This window comes from Stenotrophomonas sp. AS012628, from assembly GCF_010608305.1.
Lineage (GTDB): Bacteria > Pseudomonadota > Gammaproteobacteria > Xanthomonadales > Xanthomonadaceae > Stenotrophomonas > Stenotrophomonas geniculata.
In genome coordinates, this window is sequence record NZ_VMBJ01000043.1 from 28,031 (window position 1) to 42,115 (window position 14,085).

15 protein-coding genes are annotated in these 14,085 nt (G+C 66.7%); 12 read left to right on the top strand and 3 right to left on the bottom strand.

What is annotated here, in order from left to right; genetic code table 11:
- The first annotated feature begins 112 nt into the window (after window positions 1-112).
- Window positions 113-1,228, top strand: a complete 1,116-nt coding sequence (locus G5A07_RS16970; protein WP_191863653.1) for an alkene reductase — start codon at window positions 113-115, stop codon at window positions 1,226-1,228.
- 46 nt (window positions 1,229-1,274) lie between these two features.
- Here G5A07_RS16970 and G5A07_RS16975 read toward each other — a convergent pair whose 3' ends face one another.
- Together G5A07_RS16975 and ppsA are read right to left on the bottom strand one after the other, a co-directional pair.
- The gene (locus tag G5A07_RS16975; RefSeq protein WP_053443240.1) at window positions 1,275-2,168 is read right to left on the bottom strand and encodes a mechanosensitive ion channel domain-containing protein; all 894 of its coding nucleotides are present in this window, start codon (window positions 2,166-2,168) and stop codon (window positions 1,275-1,277) included.
- A gap of 154 nt (window positions 2,169-2,322) precedes the next feature.
- Window positions 2,323-4,701: a phosphoenolpyruvate synthase gene (gene ppsA, locus G5A07_RS16980; RefSeq protein ID WP_019338196.1), complete on the bottom strand. Its 2,379-nt coding sequence runs from the start codon at window positions 4,699-4,701 to the stop codon at window positions 2,323-2,325.
- Window positions 4,702-4,845: 144 nt separating this feature from the next.
- Here ppsA and G5A07_RS16985 point away from each other — a divergent pair, with 144 nt between their 5' ends.
- The 5 genes from G5A07_RS16985 (at window position 4,846) to G5A07_RS17005 (ending at window position 9,095) form a co-directional block, all read left to right on the top strand.
- Window positions 4,846-5,667, top strand: a complete 822-nt coding sequence (locus G5A07_RS16985; protein WP_010484909.1) for a pyruvate, water dikinase regulatory protein — start codon at window positions 4,846-4,848, stop codon at window positions 5,665-5,667.
- A 147-nt stretch (window positions 5,668-5,814) separates the two neighbouring features.
- The gene (locus tag G5A07_RS16990) at window positions 5,815-6,324 is read left to right on the top strand and encodes a DUF1249 domain-containing protein (protein WP_010484911.1); all 510 of its coding nucleotides are present in this window, start codon (window positions 5,815-5,817) and stop codon (window positions 6,322-6,324) included.
- Between the two features lie 42 nt (window positions 6,325-6,366).
- Window positions 6,367-6,855: an 8-oxo-dGTP diphosphatase gene (locus G5A07_RS16995; protein WP_019660268.1), complete on the top strand. Its 489-nt coding sequence runs from the start codon at window positions 6,367-6,369 to the stop codon at window positions 6,853-6,855.
- A gap of 143 nt (window positions 6,856-6,998) precedes the next feature.
- Window positions 6,999-7,616 carry a DUF2239 family protein gene (locus tag G5A07_RS17000; protein ID WP_029379981.1) on the top strand — a complete coding sequence of 206 codons (618 nt, stop codon included), beginning with the start codon at window positions 6,999-7,001 and terminating at the stop codon, window positions 7,614-7,616.
- Window positions 7,617-7,733: 117 nt separating this feature from the next.
- Complete coding sequence (locus G5A07_RS17005) at window positions 7,734-9,095, top strand: MATE family efflux transporter (protein ID WP_191863654.1); 1,362 nt, start codon at window positions 7,734-7,736, stop codon at window positions 9,093-9,095.
- 81 nt (window positions 9,096-9,176) lie between these two features.
- Here G5A07_RS17005 and G5A07_RS17010 read toward each other — a convergent pair whose 3' ends face one another.
- Window positions 9,177-9,827: a class I SAM-dependent methyltransferase gene (locus G5A07_RS17010; protein ID WP_191863655.1), complete on the bottom strand. Its 651-nt coding sequence runs from the start codon at window positions 9,825-9,827 to the stop codon at window positions 9,177-9,179.
- A 344-nt stretch (window positions 9,828-10,171) separates the two neighbouring features.
- On the opposite strand from G5A07_RS17010, the gene G5A07_RS17015 reads away from it, so the two are divergent.
- The 6 genes from G5A07_RS17015 to G5A07_RS17040 form a co-directional block, all read left to right on the top strand.
- The gene (locus G5A07_RS17015; RefSeq protein WP_043402897.1) at window positions 10,172-10,786 is read left to right on the top strand and encodes a phosphatidylcholine/phosphatidylserine synthase; all 615 of its coding nucleotides are present in this window, start codon (window positions 10,172-10,174) and stop codon (window positions 10,784-10,786) included.
- Window positions 10,787-10,808: 22 nt separating this feature from the next.
- The gene (gene phaE, locus G5A07_RS17020; RefSeq protein ID WP_191863656.1) at window positions 10,809-11,873 is read left to right on the top strand and encodes a class III poly(R)-hydroxyalkanoic acid synthase subunit PhaE; all 1,065 of its coding nucleotides are present in this window, start codon (window positions 10,809-10,811) and stop codon (window positions 11,871-11,873) included.
- Entirely contained in the window at window positions 11,870-12,937 is a 1,068-nt protein-coding gene (phaC, locus tag G5A07_RS17025) for a class III poly(R)-hydroxyalkanoic acid synthase subunit PhaC (protein WP_010484926.1), read from the top strand. The genes phaE and phaC overlap by 4 nt, the downstream gene beginning before the upstream one ends.
- Window positions 12,938-12,970: 33 nt before the next feature.
- Entirely contained in the window at window positions 12,971-13,339 is a 369-nt protein-coding gene (locus G5A07_RS17030; protein WP_029379982.1) for a YfeK family protein, read from the top strand.
- 65 nt (window positions 13,340-13,404) lie between these two features.
- Window positions 13,405-13,608 carry a PspC domain-containing protein gene (locus G5A07_RS17035; RefSeq protein WP_010484929.1) on the top strand — a complete coding sequence of 68 codons (204 nt, stop codon included), beginning with the start codon at window positions 13,405-13,407 and terminating at the stop codon, window positions 13,606-13,608.
- On the top strand, window positions 13,605-14,085 hold a 481-nt coding region (locus G5A07_RS17040), incomplete at its 3' end, for a hypothetical protein (protein WP_191863657.1). The genes G5A07_RS17035 and G5A07_RS17040, both read left to right, overlap by 4 nt.

Consider the following 14,085-nt stretch of genomic DNA (forward strand, 5'->3'; position numbering starts at 1 on the left):
ATTCCGGGAGATCCTTGCCTGCCGGGCACAACTGTTTTGCCACAACACGCCTGTTGCCTTTCGCAGGCGGTCCCCATTCTTGCCGGCACTCCCCCCGCAAGAGATGTCCGCCATGTTGTTCACCTCCCACCGTCTGGGCCCGCTGACCCTGCCCAACCGCATCGTGATGCCACCGATGACCCGCTCGCGTGCGGCTGCCGGCAACGTTGCTACCGCCGAGATGGCGACCTACTACGCGCAGCGTGCCGGTGCCGGCCTGATTGTCAGCGAAGGCACCCAGATCAGCCCGCAGGGCCAGGGCTATGCCTGGACGCCGGGCATCCACAGCCCCGAACAGGTAAAGGGCTGGCGGCAGGTGACCGATGCGGTGCACGCCGCCGGTGGCCGCATCTACGCGCAGTTGTGGCACGTCGGCCGCGTCTCGCATGTGGCCCTGCAGCCCGATGGCGCAGCGCCGGTGTCTTCCTCGGCATTGCTGGCCGATGGCGTGAAAGTGTTCGTCGACCCGACAGGGGCAGGTCCCGAAGCCGGCGTCGGCGAGATGATCCAGCATTCGATGCCGCGTGCGCTGCGCGAAGACGAGATTCCGGGCATCGTCGCCGATTACGCGCAGGCCGCCCGCAATGCGCTGGAGGCGGGCTTCGACGGCGTCGAACTGCATGGCGCCAATGGCTACCTGATCAACCAGTTCATCGACTCGCAGGCCAACCAGCGTACCGATGGCTATGGCGGTTCGCTGCAGAACCGGCTGCGCTTCCTGCGCGAGGTCGTGCAGGCGGTGGTCGAGGTTGCCGGTGGCGAGCGTGTGGGCGTGCGCCTGGCGCCGCTGACCACGCTGCAGGGGGCGGTGGACGATACGCCGCAGGCGACCTATCTGGCTGCCGCACACCTGCTCGGTGAGATGGGGGTGGGCTACCTGCACATTGCCGAAGCGGATTGGGATGATGCGCCGCTGATGCCGGTGGCGTTCAAGCAGGCGCTACGCATGGTCTACCCGGGTACGCTGATCTACGCCGGCAAGTACACCGCCGAGCGCGCCGGGCAGGCGCTGGCCGAAGGCTGGGCCGACCTGATCGGTTTCGGCCGGCCGTTCATTGCCAACCCGGACCTGCCTGAGCGCCTGCGTACGGGTGCAGAACTGAATCCGCCGGATCGCGCCACATTTTTCGGTGGTGGTGCGAAGGGTTTCACCGATTACCCGGCGCTGGAAGAGGCTGCCGAGGCCTGATGCCCATCGGTGGGTGCCGACCGTTGGTCGGCACTCCCGGGTTGGATCAGGGCTTGTCGCGCACCAGCGCGTCCGCTTCGACCACGCCGCCATCCTTGCCATGCAGGTACAGGTGCATGTCCTGCTGCGGGTACGGGATGTTGATGCCGGCCTTGTCATAGCCCAGCTTCAGCTGTTCCAGCAACGTGACTTTGGTACCGAACCAGTCGGCCGACTTCACGTAGCAGCGGATGCCGAGGTTGATCGCGTGCGCGCCGAGTTCGTATACCACCACGTCCGGTACTGGCGTCTGCAGCACGCGCGGGTCGGCCTTCATCAGCGCCAGCGCGGTGTCGCGTGCCAGCTGGATGTTGTCTTCGTAGCCGATGCCGATCACCAGTTCGACGCGACGGGTCGGTTCGGCGGTGAGGTTGATGATCGGCGCGGCGGTGATCAGTGTGTTCGGAATGGTGGTGTGCTGGTTGTCGGCGCCGGTAAGCACGGTCTGGAAGATGCGCACTTCGCGCACGGTGCCGGTCTGGCCGGCCACGGTGACCACATCGCCCACGCGGAACGGTCGCAGCGTCACCAGCATCACGCCCGAGGCGATGTTGGACAGCGAATCCTTCAATGCCAGGCCGACCGCCAGGCCAGCGGTGCCGAGCACGGCCAGCAGCGGGGTGATCTGCACGCCCAGCGTGCCGATCGCCAGCACCACTACGATCACAATCGATGCGGCATACACCACGTTGCGCAGAAAGCTGCCGAGCATCGGATCCACGCCCATGCGCGCAGTGGCGCGCGGCATCGCATTGGACAGGCGTCGTGCCACCCACATGCCGACCAGCAGCACCACGATGGCGGCCAGCAGCGGCACACCATAGGTCTCCAGCAGGCGTTCCCAGTCGAGCGAGTGGAACCAGGGCGTTGCGGCGGGCGAGGGCGGTGCGGCGGCGATCATGCGGAAATTCCTTTGCTGCTGCGGGACAGGTGCGAGGTACGCGTGGCGTGCAAGGACGCCAGAAACAGCAAGCCCCGCAGAGGCGGGGCTTGCGTGCAGCAGCAGTATCGGCTGACGCCGATGAACACGACGTCAGCCTGCGGCCTTTACGGCATCAGCCGTTGGCCTTCAGCTTGGCCAGGCGCAGCCAGGTATCGACCACGGTGTCCGGGTTCAGCGACACCGACTCGATGCCTTCCTGCATCAGCCACTCGGCCAGATCCGGGTGATCGGACGGGCCCTGGCCGCAGATGCCGACATACTTGCCCTTGGCACGTGCTGCCTTGATCGCCATCGACAGCAGCTTCTTCACTGCCGGGTTACGCTCGTCGAACAGGTGCGCGACGATCGACGAGTCGCGGTCCAGGCCCAGGCTCAGCTGGGTCAGGTCGTTGGAGCCGATCGAGAAGCCGTCGAAGATTTCCAGGAATTCATCGGCGAGCAGTGCGTTGGACGGCACTTCGCACATCATGATGATCTTCAGGCCGTTCTCGCCCTGCTTCAGGCCGTTCTGTTCCAGCACCTCGATGACCTTGCGGCCTTCTTCCAGGGTGCGCACGAACGGAATCATGACCCACAGGTTGTCCAGGCCCATTTCGTTGCGCACGCGCAGCACGGCCTTGCACTCCAGCGCGAAGGCGGCCGAGAAGCTCGGGTCGACGTAACGGCTGGCGCCGCGGAAGCCGATCATCGGGTTCTCTTCGTGCGGCTCGTAGTTGCTGCCGCCGATCAGGTTGGCGTACTCGTTGGACTTGAAGTCCGACAGGCGCACGATCACGGCGTTCGGTGCAACCGAGGCGGTGAGGGTGGCGATGCCTTCGGCCAGGCGGTCGACGTAGAAGCTGACCGGATCACCGTAGCCGGCGATCTTCTCGTCGATCTTCTTCTTGGTCGCCGCGTCCTGGCGGTCGTACTCCAGCAGCGCGTTCGGGTGGATGCCGATGTGGCTGGCGATGATCATTTCCAGGCGGGCCAGGCCGATGCCAGCGTTCGGCAGCTGGCCGAAGTCGAAGGCACGTTCCGGATTGGCCACGTTCATCATGATCTTCAGCGGTGCCGGCGGCATGTTGCCCAGATCGGTGGTGGTGCGCTCGAAGCCGAGCTTGCCTTCGTAGATGAAGCCGGTATCGCCTTCAGCGCAGCTGACGGTGACCAGCTGGCCATCTTCGATGACCTTGGTGGCGTTGCCCGAACCGACCACGGCCGGCACGCCCAGCTCGCGCGCGATGATCGCGGCGTGGCAGGTACGGCCACCACGGTTGGTGACGATGGCCGAGGCGCGCTTCATCACCGGCTCCCAATCGGGATCGGTCATGTCGGCGATCAGCACGTCGCCCGGCTGCACGCGGTTCATGTCGTCCAGCGTCTTCACCACGCGGGCTACGCCCGAGCCGATCTTGGCACCGACGGCACGGCCTTCGGCCAGCACGTTGCCGCCCTTTTCGGTCAGCGCGAAGCGCTCGATCTGGGTGGCGTGGCTGCGCGACTTCACCGTTTCCGGGCGTGCCTGCACGATGAACAGCTTGCCGCTTACACCGTCCTTGGCCCACTCGATGTCCATCGGGCGGCCGTAGTGCTTTTCGATGACCAGCGCCTGCTTGGACAGTTCCTGCACGTCCTCGTCGCTGATCGAGAAGGTGTTGCGCAGTTCGGCCGGGGTGTCCTCGATCTTCACGCGCTCGCCGGGGACGTCCGAATACACCATGCGGATCGCCTTGCTGCCGAGCGAGCGGCGCAGGATCGCCGGCTTGCCGGCCTGCAGGGTGGGCTTGTAGACGTAGTACTCGTCCGGGTTGACCGCGCCCTGCACGACCATTTCGCCCAGGCCGAACGAGGAGGTGACGAACACCACGTCGCGGAAGCCGGACTCGGTGTCCAGGGTGAACAGCACGCCGGAGGAACCGACGCCCGAACGCACCATCAGCTGCACGCCGGCGGACAGGAACACGTCCTCATGCTTGAAGCCGTGGTGCACGCGGTAGGCAATGGCACGATCGTTGTACAGCGAGGCGAACACTTCCTTGACCTTGTGCACGACGTCGTCGGCACCGGTGACGTTGAGGAAGGTTTCCTGCTGGCCGGCGAAGGACGCATCCGGCAGATCCTCGGCGGTGGCCGACGAACGCACGGCCACGGCCACGTCGCCGCCGCCATTGTCGGCGCTCAGCTTGGCGTAGGCGGTGCGGATGTCCTGGTCCAGCTGCGGCTGCAGCGGCGCGTCGATCACCCAGCTGCGGATCTCCTTGCCCGCGGCGGTCAACGCGTTGACGTCCTCGACGTCCAGCGTGGCCAGCTTGTCGAAGATGCGCTTGGACAGGTCGTTGTGCGCGATGAAGTCCTTGAAGGCTTCAGCGGTGGTCGCATAACCTCCGGGAACGGAGACGCCCAGACCGGCCAGATTGCCGATCATCTCGCCCAGCGAGGAATTCTTGCCGCCTACGCGGGCCAGGTCGGCCAGACGCAGTTCGTGCAACCACAGGATGTTCTCGTTCAAGCGCGATGCTCCGTTTGGCCATCGCCCGAGGCGGGCTGAGTGGCCGCGTCCGTAGGAAGAAGCCGATATGATGCCGGGCAGACCGCTGTCGACACAAGCTTGTGTTGGCGGCCCTTTTAGGCTTCGTAGGGGGTAAAAGCGCGCATGTCGACCATCCGTCCGGTGTTCTACGTTTCCGATGGAACCGGTATCACCGCTGAAACCATTGGGCATAGCCTGCTGACCCAGTTCTCCGGGTTCAGCTTCATTACCGACCGGATGTCGTTTGTCGACGACCCCGAAAAAGCCCGGGAAGCCTGTTCCCGGATCCAGGCGGCGGGGGAGCGGTACCAGGTCCGGCCGATCGTGGTGAACTCCTGCGTGGACCAGAGCCTGAGCCTGATCCTGGCCGACAGTGGTGCCCTGATGCTGGACGTGTTCGCGCCGTTCATCGAGCCGCTGGAGCGTGAGTTGTCCAGTTCGCGCGTGAACCGTGTGGGCCAGGCCCATGGCATGGTCGACTTCGATACCTACCACCGCCGCATCAACGCGATGAACTTCGCGCTGACCCATGACGACGGTATCGCGGTGAATTACGACGACGCCGACGTGATCCTGGTGGCGGTGTCGCGCGCCGGCAAGACACCCACCTGCATCTACCTGGCCCTGCATTACGGGGTGCGCGCGGCCAACTACCCGCTGACCGACGAGGACCTGGAAAGCGACCGCCTGCCGCCACGGCTGCGCAACTACCGGCGCAAGCTGTTCGGCCTGACCATCGACCCGGACCGCCTGCAGCAGATCCGCCAGGAGCGCCGCCCGAACTCGCGCTACGCCAACCTGGATACCTGCAAGCGCGAGGTGGCCGCAGCCGAGGTGATGTTCCAGATGGAGCGCATCCCGACCCTGAGCACCACCCATACCTCGATCGAGGAGATTTCCAGCAAGGTGCTGGCCACGCTGGGGCTGCAGCGCGAGCTGTATTGAGGCGCGCGCCACGACCAACGGTCGTGGCCTACCGATGCTGCGGGAAACCCTCGTGCGTGGTGGGTATCGACCGGTGGTCGATACCGGGCCCCTTTGGCCGGGGCGATCCCGCCCCCACGTTGAAGCACCAACGTGTAGGATCGACCCATGGCCCGAGCCTTGCCCCGCACCGAACGCATTCCCCGCCTGAGCCGGCTGAGCTGGCTCATGGGCCTGTACGCGGAAAACTACCGCCACCTGGTGCGTCTGTTCGAACCGGCCGGACTGGTGGCGGGCAGCTACATTTCCTCGATCGGCGACGGCCTGGATGTTCGTCTGGACGTGATCGAGTGCCACCGTTACACGGTGGAACTGCGCCTGACCTACGACCTGGCCGACCCGGTCACCGGAGAGCCGGACCCGTCGGCCTATGTGCGGCTGTACCGTGACGCCCGCCAGGCCGAGACCACCCACTGCTACGTGGGCCGCCGCTGGCAGGACACGATGGGCCTGTATCCGCCGCCGGCGGAGCTGATCAGCCATCGCATGCGGATGAACACCTTCCTCGGCAAGTGGCTGGAATACCTGGCCGAGCGCGGCCACGGCGTCGCCACCCTGCGCCGTGATCCCGATGGTGCCGGCACGCCCACTGAGCGCCGCCTGTCGCTGGTGCGCTGATCGGCCATAATCCACGGCTGACCTGCCGCTGGATGCTGCCCCATGCCGTATACCCCGATCGTCGCCACCCTGGGCTACGTGCTGTCGCCCGATCGTCGCCAGGTGCTGATGATCCATCGCAATACCCGCCCCGGTGACCATCATCTGGGCAAGTACAACGGGCTGGGTGGAAAGATCGAGGCGGACGAGGATGTGGCCGCCAGCATGCGCCGCGAGATCCAGGAAGAGGCCGGTATCGACTGCACCAGCATGCGCCTGCGCGGCACTCTCAGCTGGCCGGGTTTCGGCAAGCACGGCGAGGACTGGCTGGGCTTCGTGTTCGTCATCGATGGATTCGAGGGCACCCCGCACGGCGGCAACCACGAGGGCACGCTGGAGTGGGTGGACCTGGACAAGCTGGACACGCTGCCGATGTGGGAGGGCGACCGCAACTTCCTGCCGCTGGTGTTCGATACCGACCCTCGCCCGTTCCACGGCGTGATGCCGTACAAGGACGGCCGCATGGTGAGCTGGTCCTTCAGCCGTCTGTAACCTGGCGAATCGTGTGGGTGCCACCCATTCCGGTGGGGGCCAACCGTGGTTGGCACGCTCTTCTGGTTGATTAATGCCCGGGTAATATTGACGGCCGCAAATTACCCGGGCAATATTGGCGCATCGCCTCTGATGCCATTGCCATGCCTGCGTCCCGACTCCCTCCCTTCAGTTGCTTCGACGGCCATCGCCTGGTCGCTTCCGGTACCCCGGAGATGGCGGCGCTGGCGCTGAAACAGCTGCGCGCTGGCAACGCTGCCGGACCGCTGCTGGTGTTCGACAACGCTACCGGCCGCACCCGTGATTTCGATACGCGTGGTAGCGACGCAGAACTGCTGGCGCGGGTCATCGAAGCGTTTCCCGCCGCCGTCGAGGCGGATGCCGACATCACTGCCGAAGATGTGCCGGCAACCCCGCGCGGCCGTGGCCGCCCCAAGCTGGGCGTGGTTGCCCGCGAGGTGACGTTGTTGCCGCGCCATTGGGCGTGGCTGACCGAACAGCCGGGTGGCGCCTCCGTGGTTCTGCGCAGGCTGGTGGAGGCGGCCAGCCGTGCCGGTGCGGACAAGGACCAGCAGCGCCGCCACAGCGAGCGTGCCTATCACTTCCTGCAGACCATCGCCGGCGACCTGCCGGGTTTCGAGGAGGCGATCCGTGTCCTGTTCGCGCACGACCGGGCGGGCCTGGAAATGGCGTTGCGCAGCTGGCCCGAGGACGTGCGCAACCACGCCCTGCGCCTGGCATTCGAGAGCGCCGACGGCTGAGCCATCGCGCCGTCGTTGAGCGGCGGCGCCACCTGATCGCGGGCCACGGCCCGCTTCCCCTGTGCGTGCTTTGCTGGCGGAAACGCCGGGCAGGGCAGCCCTTGCCCAGAGAGTCCCATGACCCCCCCTGTACATCCGACACCCCCGGCCGCACCACCGCTGTGGCGCACCTACCTGGCCCTGCTGCTGCCGATGCTGCTGACCAATGCGCTGCAGCTTGCCGCAGGCACGCTGGACAACATCTACCTCGGCCATCTGCTGGGGACGCAGGCGGTGGCTGCCGCCGCAGCGTTCTTCCCGGTCTTCTTCCTGCTGTTGGCCCTGGTAATGGGCCTGGCGACCGGTGCGATGGTGCTGATCGGCCAGGCCTGGGGCGCGGGCCGGCCGCAGCAGGCGCGCGCTGTGGCTGGCAGCGCGGTGGCGCTGATCCTGCTCATGTCGGTGCTGGTGATGGTCGTGGGCGGCGGTTTCGCTCCAGAGCTGCTGGTGGCACTCGGTACGCCGGCCCCGATCCTCGGCGAATCCATCGTCTATGCCCGTATCCTGCTGCTGGCGGTACCGGTGTTCTTCCTGCTGTGGCTGGCCACTGCGGTGAGCCGCGCGGTGGGCGATGCGAAGACGCCGCTGCATGCGCTGCTGCTGGCCACGGTGGTCGGCCTGCTGTGCACGCCGCTGCTGATCCTGGGCTGGGCCGGCCTGCCGCAGCTGGGCGCAGCCAGTGCGGCAGTCTCGGCGGCGCTCGCCTCGCTGCTGGCCCTGGCCTGGCTGATGTGGCGGTGGCAGCGGATGGGGCACCCGTTGGCACCGGGGCATGAGTTGCTGCGAGCGATCCGTTTCGATGGAGCACTCATCCGTCCGATGCTACGCATCGGCGTACCGTCCTCGCTGCAGATGCTCAGTCTGGCCGTGGCCGAGATCGTGCTGCTGGGCTGGATCAATCGCCACGGCTATACCGCCACGGCCGCCTACGGCGCGGTCAATCAGTTGATGAGCTGGGTGCAGCTGCCTGCGATGTCGCTGGGCATCACCGCCACCATCCTCGCCGCGCATGCGCTGGGGGCGGGACGTACGGCACGGCTGCCCGCCATCGCCCGCACCGGCGTGCTGCTTGGACTGGTGATACTGAGCGGGGTGGTGATGCTGGTTGTGGCGCTGGCGCCCTGGTTGACTGGCCTGATCCTGGCGGCGACCGACGTGCGCGAACTGGCCACGCAGCAATTGCGCACCGTGGTGTGGGGCGTGCTGGCGATGGGGGGCAGTGCGGTGCTGGTCGGAGTGATGCGAGGCGGTGGCACGGTGTTGTTGCCCGCGTTGCTGGGCATGGCGGCCGTATTGCTGCTGGAGCTGCCACTGGCGATGTGGCTGCAGTCCCGGCACGGTCTGGCCGGGCTGTGGTGGGCGTGGCCGCTGGGGTTGCTGGCCATGCTGGTGATGCAGGTGCTCTGTTTTGCTCGCTGGAGGCGGGCGCAGGCTGGGTAGTGCCGGCCGCTGGCCGGCAATCCGGAATGGCCGGGGCACCCGGCCAGCGGCCGGCTCTACCACTCGGTCAGGCGGGCAGCTTCAGTGCCGCTGTGCCAGCAGTAGGTGGAAGTGCTTTTCGCGGGTCTGGCCGTCATTGCCGGCCGCGGATTCCCGATGGCTGCGCCAGGCCGAGACACGGAAGCCTGATACCCGCAGTGCGAGCTCCACCGCGTCCAGCTCATGCAGCTGGAAGTCGGCAGCGAATGGCAGGCTGCGCATGAAGCTGGCGTCGCCAAAGGCCAGGCACAGGCGGCCGCCCCGGCGCAGTACCCGCGCCAGCTCATCCAGCACCGGGGCCAGGTTCGGCCAGAAGTACAGGGTGTTGACCGCCAGCGCTGCATCCATCGCGGCATCGGCGACCGGCAGCGCCTGGGCGTCGCCGTGCCGCATCGCCGCACGCTCGGCCAACCCGGCGCTGGCCAGCCGCTGGTTGCCGGCCTCGACCATGGCGGTGGACAGCTCGATGCCCAGATAGTGGCTGCCGGTGGCCTGCAGCATCAGCGGCGCGAAGGCCGCGTTGCCCGGGCCGACCTCCAGGACCTGTTCACCGGCGCCGACGGCCAGCAGCCCGATCGCGGCCAGGTTGAGTGCGCCGTTGCTGCGGTTCATCGAGTCGGCGACCGCCAGCGCGGCCTCGCCATGGGGCTGCCGCAGCTGTGCGGCCAGGGTGGGAGCATCCAGCATCATCATCGTCCATTGCAGAGTTTCGGACGTGGCGGCGGCGGGTCCGCCGGTGACCATAGCGCCGACCTTGTGGCTTGGGAAGTAGGGAAACCCCGGTGCAGGGTGATGAGGAAATGTCCAACGTCGCAGTCGGTGAGATCTGGTTGTCCACAGGGGGTGTGGATTACGCGTGGGCAACTTTGTGGATAAGCCGCGACAGGCGCCACCCCCCTAGGCTGTCAAGATGGGTGGCGAAAAATTCACCGCTGGTGAGGGCGGGTGAGGGAGCGGTGAAGGCTGGGTCCTGCCAGCGCTGTCGCCAGTGGCGGCGCTCGCGGTAACCTGTGGGCCTTGATGCTCCGTGAGACCCCATGAAACGTCACTTCTCGATGCTGCGCGAATTCCAGCTGGCCGACTGGTTCACCTTGGCCAATGCTTTCTGCGGCACCGGTGCGGTATTTGCCGCGATGCGCTTCCTGCAGGACGGCGAGCGCGGCTACCTGCTGTTCGGCATGGCGTTGATCCCGCTGGCTTTCATCTTCGATGCCCTCGACGGGCGCATCGCGCGCTGGCGCAAGTCCAGCTCTACCCTGGGCCGCGAGCTGGACTCGCTGTCCGACGTGATCTCCTTCGGCGTGGCGCCGGCGGCGCTGGCCTATGCCTGCGGCATGCAGGGCGGCTGGGACTGGCTGGTGCTGAGCTACTTCGTCTGCTGCGGCGTCAGCCGCCTGGCGCGCTACAACGTCACCGCCGAGGCGCTGGCCGGTGACGAGGGCAAGGTCAAGTTTTTCGAGGGCACTCCGATCCCGACCAGCCTGGTGCTGGTGATCGTGCTGGCGATCGCCGCCGGTACCGATGCCATCGGCCAGGACCTCTGGTTCGGCCAGTGGCAGATCGGTCCGTGGCAGCTGCACCCGATGGTGCTGCTGTTCGCCCTGTCCGGGTCGCTGATGATCAGCAAGACCCTGCGCATTCCCAAGCCATGAGCCAGCCCTGCGGAGGCCTGTGATGACCAGCTCGGCCCATGACGCCGGCAGCAGCGATTTCGAAGCCCTGGCGCGGCAGTACTTCGGCGCCTGGGGCGATGCCCTGCGCCATGCGAGCACGCCCGGTGCGCCGGCCGGTGACGACCCCGGCAGCTGGCAGCGGTTATTCGACTGGTGGGGCCAGCTGTTGCCCGAACAGGGGCAGGGCGCACCGGAAGATGCCGTGCGCCGGTTCCGCGAACAGGCGGGCAGCTGGTACGGCACCATGCAGGAAGTGGCCGCGCGTTTCGCCGGCCGCGACGCCAGCAGCGCGGACGTGGCACAGGCTTGGCGCGAGGCGGTGCAGGGGCAGGGCGACGGCATGCTGCAGTGGATGCTGCAGGGGGCCCGTGGCAGCACCCACGCCGGCGCCGCCGTGCCCGAATTCGCCGCATGGCTGCAGCAGTTCCAGCTGCAGGCTGGCCCGTGGCTGCAGAGCCCGGCATTCGGCCCGGGCCGCGAACACCAGGCGCGCTGGCAGGCCCTGCTGCGTGCGCAGGAAGAATACCAGCAGCATTCGCGCGCCTATGTCGACCTGATCAAGCGGGCACTGGACGAGGCCTTTGCGTTGTTCGAGCAGCGCCTGGCCGAGCACGAACAGCCGGGCAGCCAGCTGACCAGCGCCCGCGCGATGTTCGACCTGTGGATCGAAGTGGCCGAAGAGGCCTACGCCAAGGTCGCCATGTCCGAGCCGTTCCAGCAGGTATATGCCTCGCTGGGCAACGCACAGATGCGCCTGCGCGCCGGCCTGCAGCGTGAGGTGGAACAGATGAGTGAACGCATCGGCCTGCCGACCCGCAGCGAGATGGATGCCGCACACCGCCGTATCGCCGAGCTGGAGCGCAGCCTGCGCCGCCTGCAGGCACAGGTGGCGGTGCTGGCTGGAACTGCCGAGGTGGACCCAGTGGCGCAGCCGGCGCCGGCGAAGGTGAAGCCGGTCGTACGCAAGGCCGCGAAGAAGGCCGCGCCGGCAAAGAAGGCGGCTGCGAAAAAGGCGTCAGCGAAAAAGGCCGCACCTCGCACTTCCACTCGGACGCGTGACCGATGAAGGGGCCGCTGGGCTTCAACGCCGATGACCTGATGCAGGAAACCCTGGCCATGCAGCGCAAGCTGATGGAAGGGCTGAAGCTGCTGCCGCAGGTGGAAGACGTGGACTATGGCGTGACCGCGCGTGAGGAAGTCTGGCGCGACGGCAAGGTGGTGCTGTACCGCTTCGTCGGCGAACAGTCACCGACCCGGCGTACGCCGCTGCTGATCGTCTACGCGCTGGTCAACCGGCCGTACATGGTCGACCTGCAGGCCGACCGTTCGCTGGTGCAGAAGCTGCTGGCGCTGGGCCAGGACGTGTACGTGCTGGACTGGGGCTACCCGGATCGCTCGGAGCGCTTCCAGACCCTGGAGGACTACCTGCTGCGCTACATCGATGGCGCCGTCGATGCGTTGCGTGCGCGCAGTGGTGGCCCGGTCGACCTGCTGGGTATCTGCCAGGGCGGCGTGTTCGCACTCTGCTACGCCGCGTTGCGCCGGCAGAAGCTGGGCAAGCTGATCACCATGGTCACCCCGGTCGATTTCCAGACGGACGACAACATGCTCTCGCATTGGGCGCGGCAGGTGGACGTGGACCTGCTGGTCGACACGCTGGGCAACATCCCGGCCGACCTGATGAATGCCAGTTACCTGATGCTCAAGCCGTTCCGCTTGAACGTGCAGAAGTACGTGGGCCTGCTCGACATCCTCGATGACAAGGCCGCGCTGGAGGACTTCCTGCGCATGGAGAAGTGGATCTTCGACTCGCCGGACCTGGCGGGCGAGGCGTTCCGCGACTTCATCAAGCAGTTCTACCAGGGCAACGGATTGATGAACGGCACGGTGCGGATCGGCGAGGAGGCGGTGGATCTGTCGCAGGTGACCCTGCCGGTGCTGAACATCTACGCCGAGCAGGACCATCTGGTACCGCCGGACGCCTCGCGCGCGATGCGTGGGCGCTTGGGCACGGACGACTACACCGAGTCCAGTTTCCGCGGTGGCCATATCGGCATCTACGTGTCCGGCCGTGCGCAGCGCGAAGTGCCGGCCACGATCGATGGCTGGTTGAAGGCGCGTGACCTGTAGAGTCGAGCCATGCCCGACTGACCTGGGGGGATGATGACGTACCGGATTCTGTTGATTCTTGCGGCACTGCTGGCAGCGCCGCTTGCCCACACCGCACCCAGTGCGGATGCACGGCGGGAGATCGCCCAGCTGATCGCCAGCCTGGACGGCTCCCAATGCCGCTTCCAGCGCAATGGCAGCTGGCACGATGGCAGTGATGCGCGCGCGCACCTGCAGCGCAAGTACGACTACCTGCTGAAGAAGGACATGGTGGACAGCGCCGAGCAGTTCATCGAGCGCGCTGCCAGCCAGAGCAGCATGAGCGGCAAGCCCTACCGCATCCAGTGTCCGGGACAGCCTGAACAGACCGCAGCCGCTTGGTTCGGCGCACGCCTGCAGGCCCTGCGCCACCGCACGCCGTAGACATGGGGGCGGTGTAGAGTCGAGCCATGCTCGACTGCTTTTTCCCGCAGCCCAGGAGAACCGCCATGAACACCACGCCGCGCACGCTGTCGCGTTCGTTGAACGACCGCATGATTGCCGGCGTGATGGGCGGCATCGCCCACCGCTTCGGCTGGAACCCCACGCTGGTGCGGATCGTGTTCGTGCTGGTCTCGATCGGCTCTGCGGCCTTCCCTGGCATCCTGGTCTACCTGATCCTGTGGCTGCTGATGCCGAACGAGGCCGATTGAAGACTGCCCCTGAGCCCTGGCCGATCTGGCTGCGCGCGCTGCAGGTACTGGGCGCGGTGTGGACGTCACCCAATTCCCTGATCGGCCTGATCGGCGGCCTGGCCGGCATGCTCGGCGGCGCGACATTGCGCTGGAGCGGCCGTGACTGTGCGTTGGTGTTCGACCGCTGGCCGTGGGGGCCGGGTGGGGCGATCACGCTGGGCAATGTGATCCTGCATACCGGTCATGATCTGGGCATTTCGTGCCGGACCTATGCGCATCAGGCGGGGTGGGGCGTGGAGCCGCTGATCCGGCTGGACGACCACGAACGCGCGCACGTCTACCAGTACATGGTGCTGGGGCCGCTGTACCTGCCGGTGTACCTGCTGTGTGGCGGGGTGAGTGCGCGGAATCCATTCGAGCGCGCGGCCGATCATTTTGCCCGGTTCGGGCACGGCTGGTGGCCGTTGGCAGGAATCCCCCACCGATTCGTTAGCC

Excerpts from the sequence above, each read along its gene's own strand:
- G5A07_RS17010 (WP_191863655.1), bottom strand. The coding sequence starts at position 9,827 with ATGATGATGCTGGATGCTCCCACCCTGGCCGCACAGCTGCGGCAGCCC.
- phaE (WP_191863656.1), top strand. The coding sequence starts at position 10,809 with ATGACCAGCTCGGCCCATGACGCCGGCAGCAGCGATTTCGAAGCCCTG.
- G5A07_RS17000 (WP_029379981.1), top strand. The coding sequence starts at position 6,999 with ATGCCTGCGTCCCGACTCCCTCCCTTCAGTTGCTTCGACGGCCATCGC.
- G5A07_RS17035 (WP_010484929.1), top strand. The coding sequence starts at position 13,405 with ATGAACACCACGCCGCGCACGCTGTCGCGTTCGTTGAACGACCGCATG.
- G5A07_RS16990 (WP_010484911.1), top strand. The coding sequence starts at position 5,815 with ATGGCCCGAGCCTTGCCCCGCACCGAACGCATTCCCCGCCTGAGCCGG.
- G5A07_RS16985 (WP_010484909.1), top strand. The coding sequence starts at position 4,846 with ATGTCGACCATCCGTCCGGTGTTCTACGTTTCCGATGGAACCGGTATC.
- G5A07_RS16975 (WP_053443240.1), bottom strand. The coding sequence starts at position 2,168 with ATGATCGCCGCCGCACCGCCCTCGCCCGCCGCAACGCCCTGGTTCCAC.
- G5A07_RS16970 (WP_191863653.1), top strand. The coding sequence starts at position 113 with ATGTTGTTCACCTCCCACCGTCTGGGCCCGCTGACCCTGCCCAACCGC.
- G5A07_RS16995 (WP_019660268.1), top strand. The coding sequence starts at position 6,367 with ATGCCGTATACCCCGATCGTCGCCACCCTGGGCTACGTGCTGTCGCCC.
- G5A07_RS17005 (WP_191863654.1), top strand. The coding sequence starts at position 7,734 with ATGACCCCCCCTGTACATCCGACACCCCCGGCCGCACCACCGCTGTGG.
- G5A07_RS17015 (WP_043402897.1), top strand. The coding sequence starts at position 10,172 with ATGAAACGTCACTTCTCGATGCTGCGCGAATTCCAGCTGGCCGACTGG.
- phaC (WP_010484926.1), top strand. The coding sequence starts at position 11,870 with ATGAAGGGGCCGCTGGGCTTCAACGCCGATGACCTGATGCAGGAAACC.
- G5A07_RS17030 (WP_029379982.1), top strand. The coding sequence starts at position 12,971 with ATGACGTACCGGATTCTGTTGATTCTTGCGGCACTGCTGGCAGCGCCG.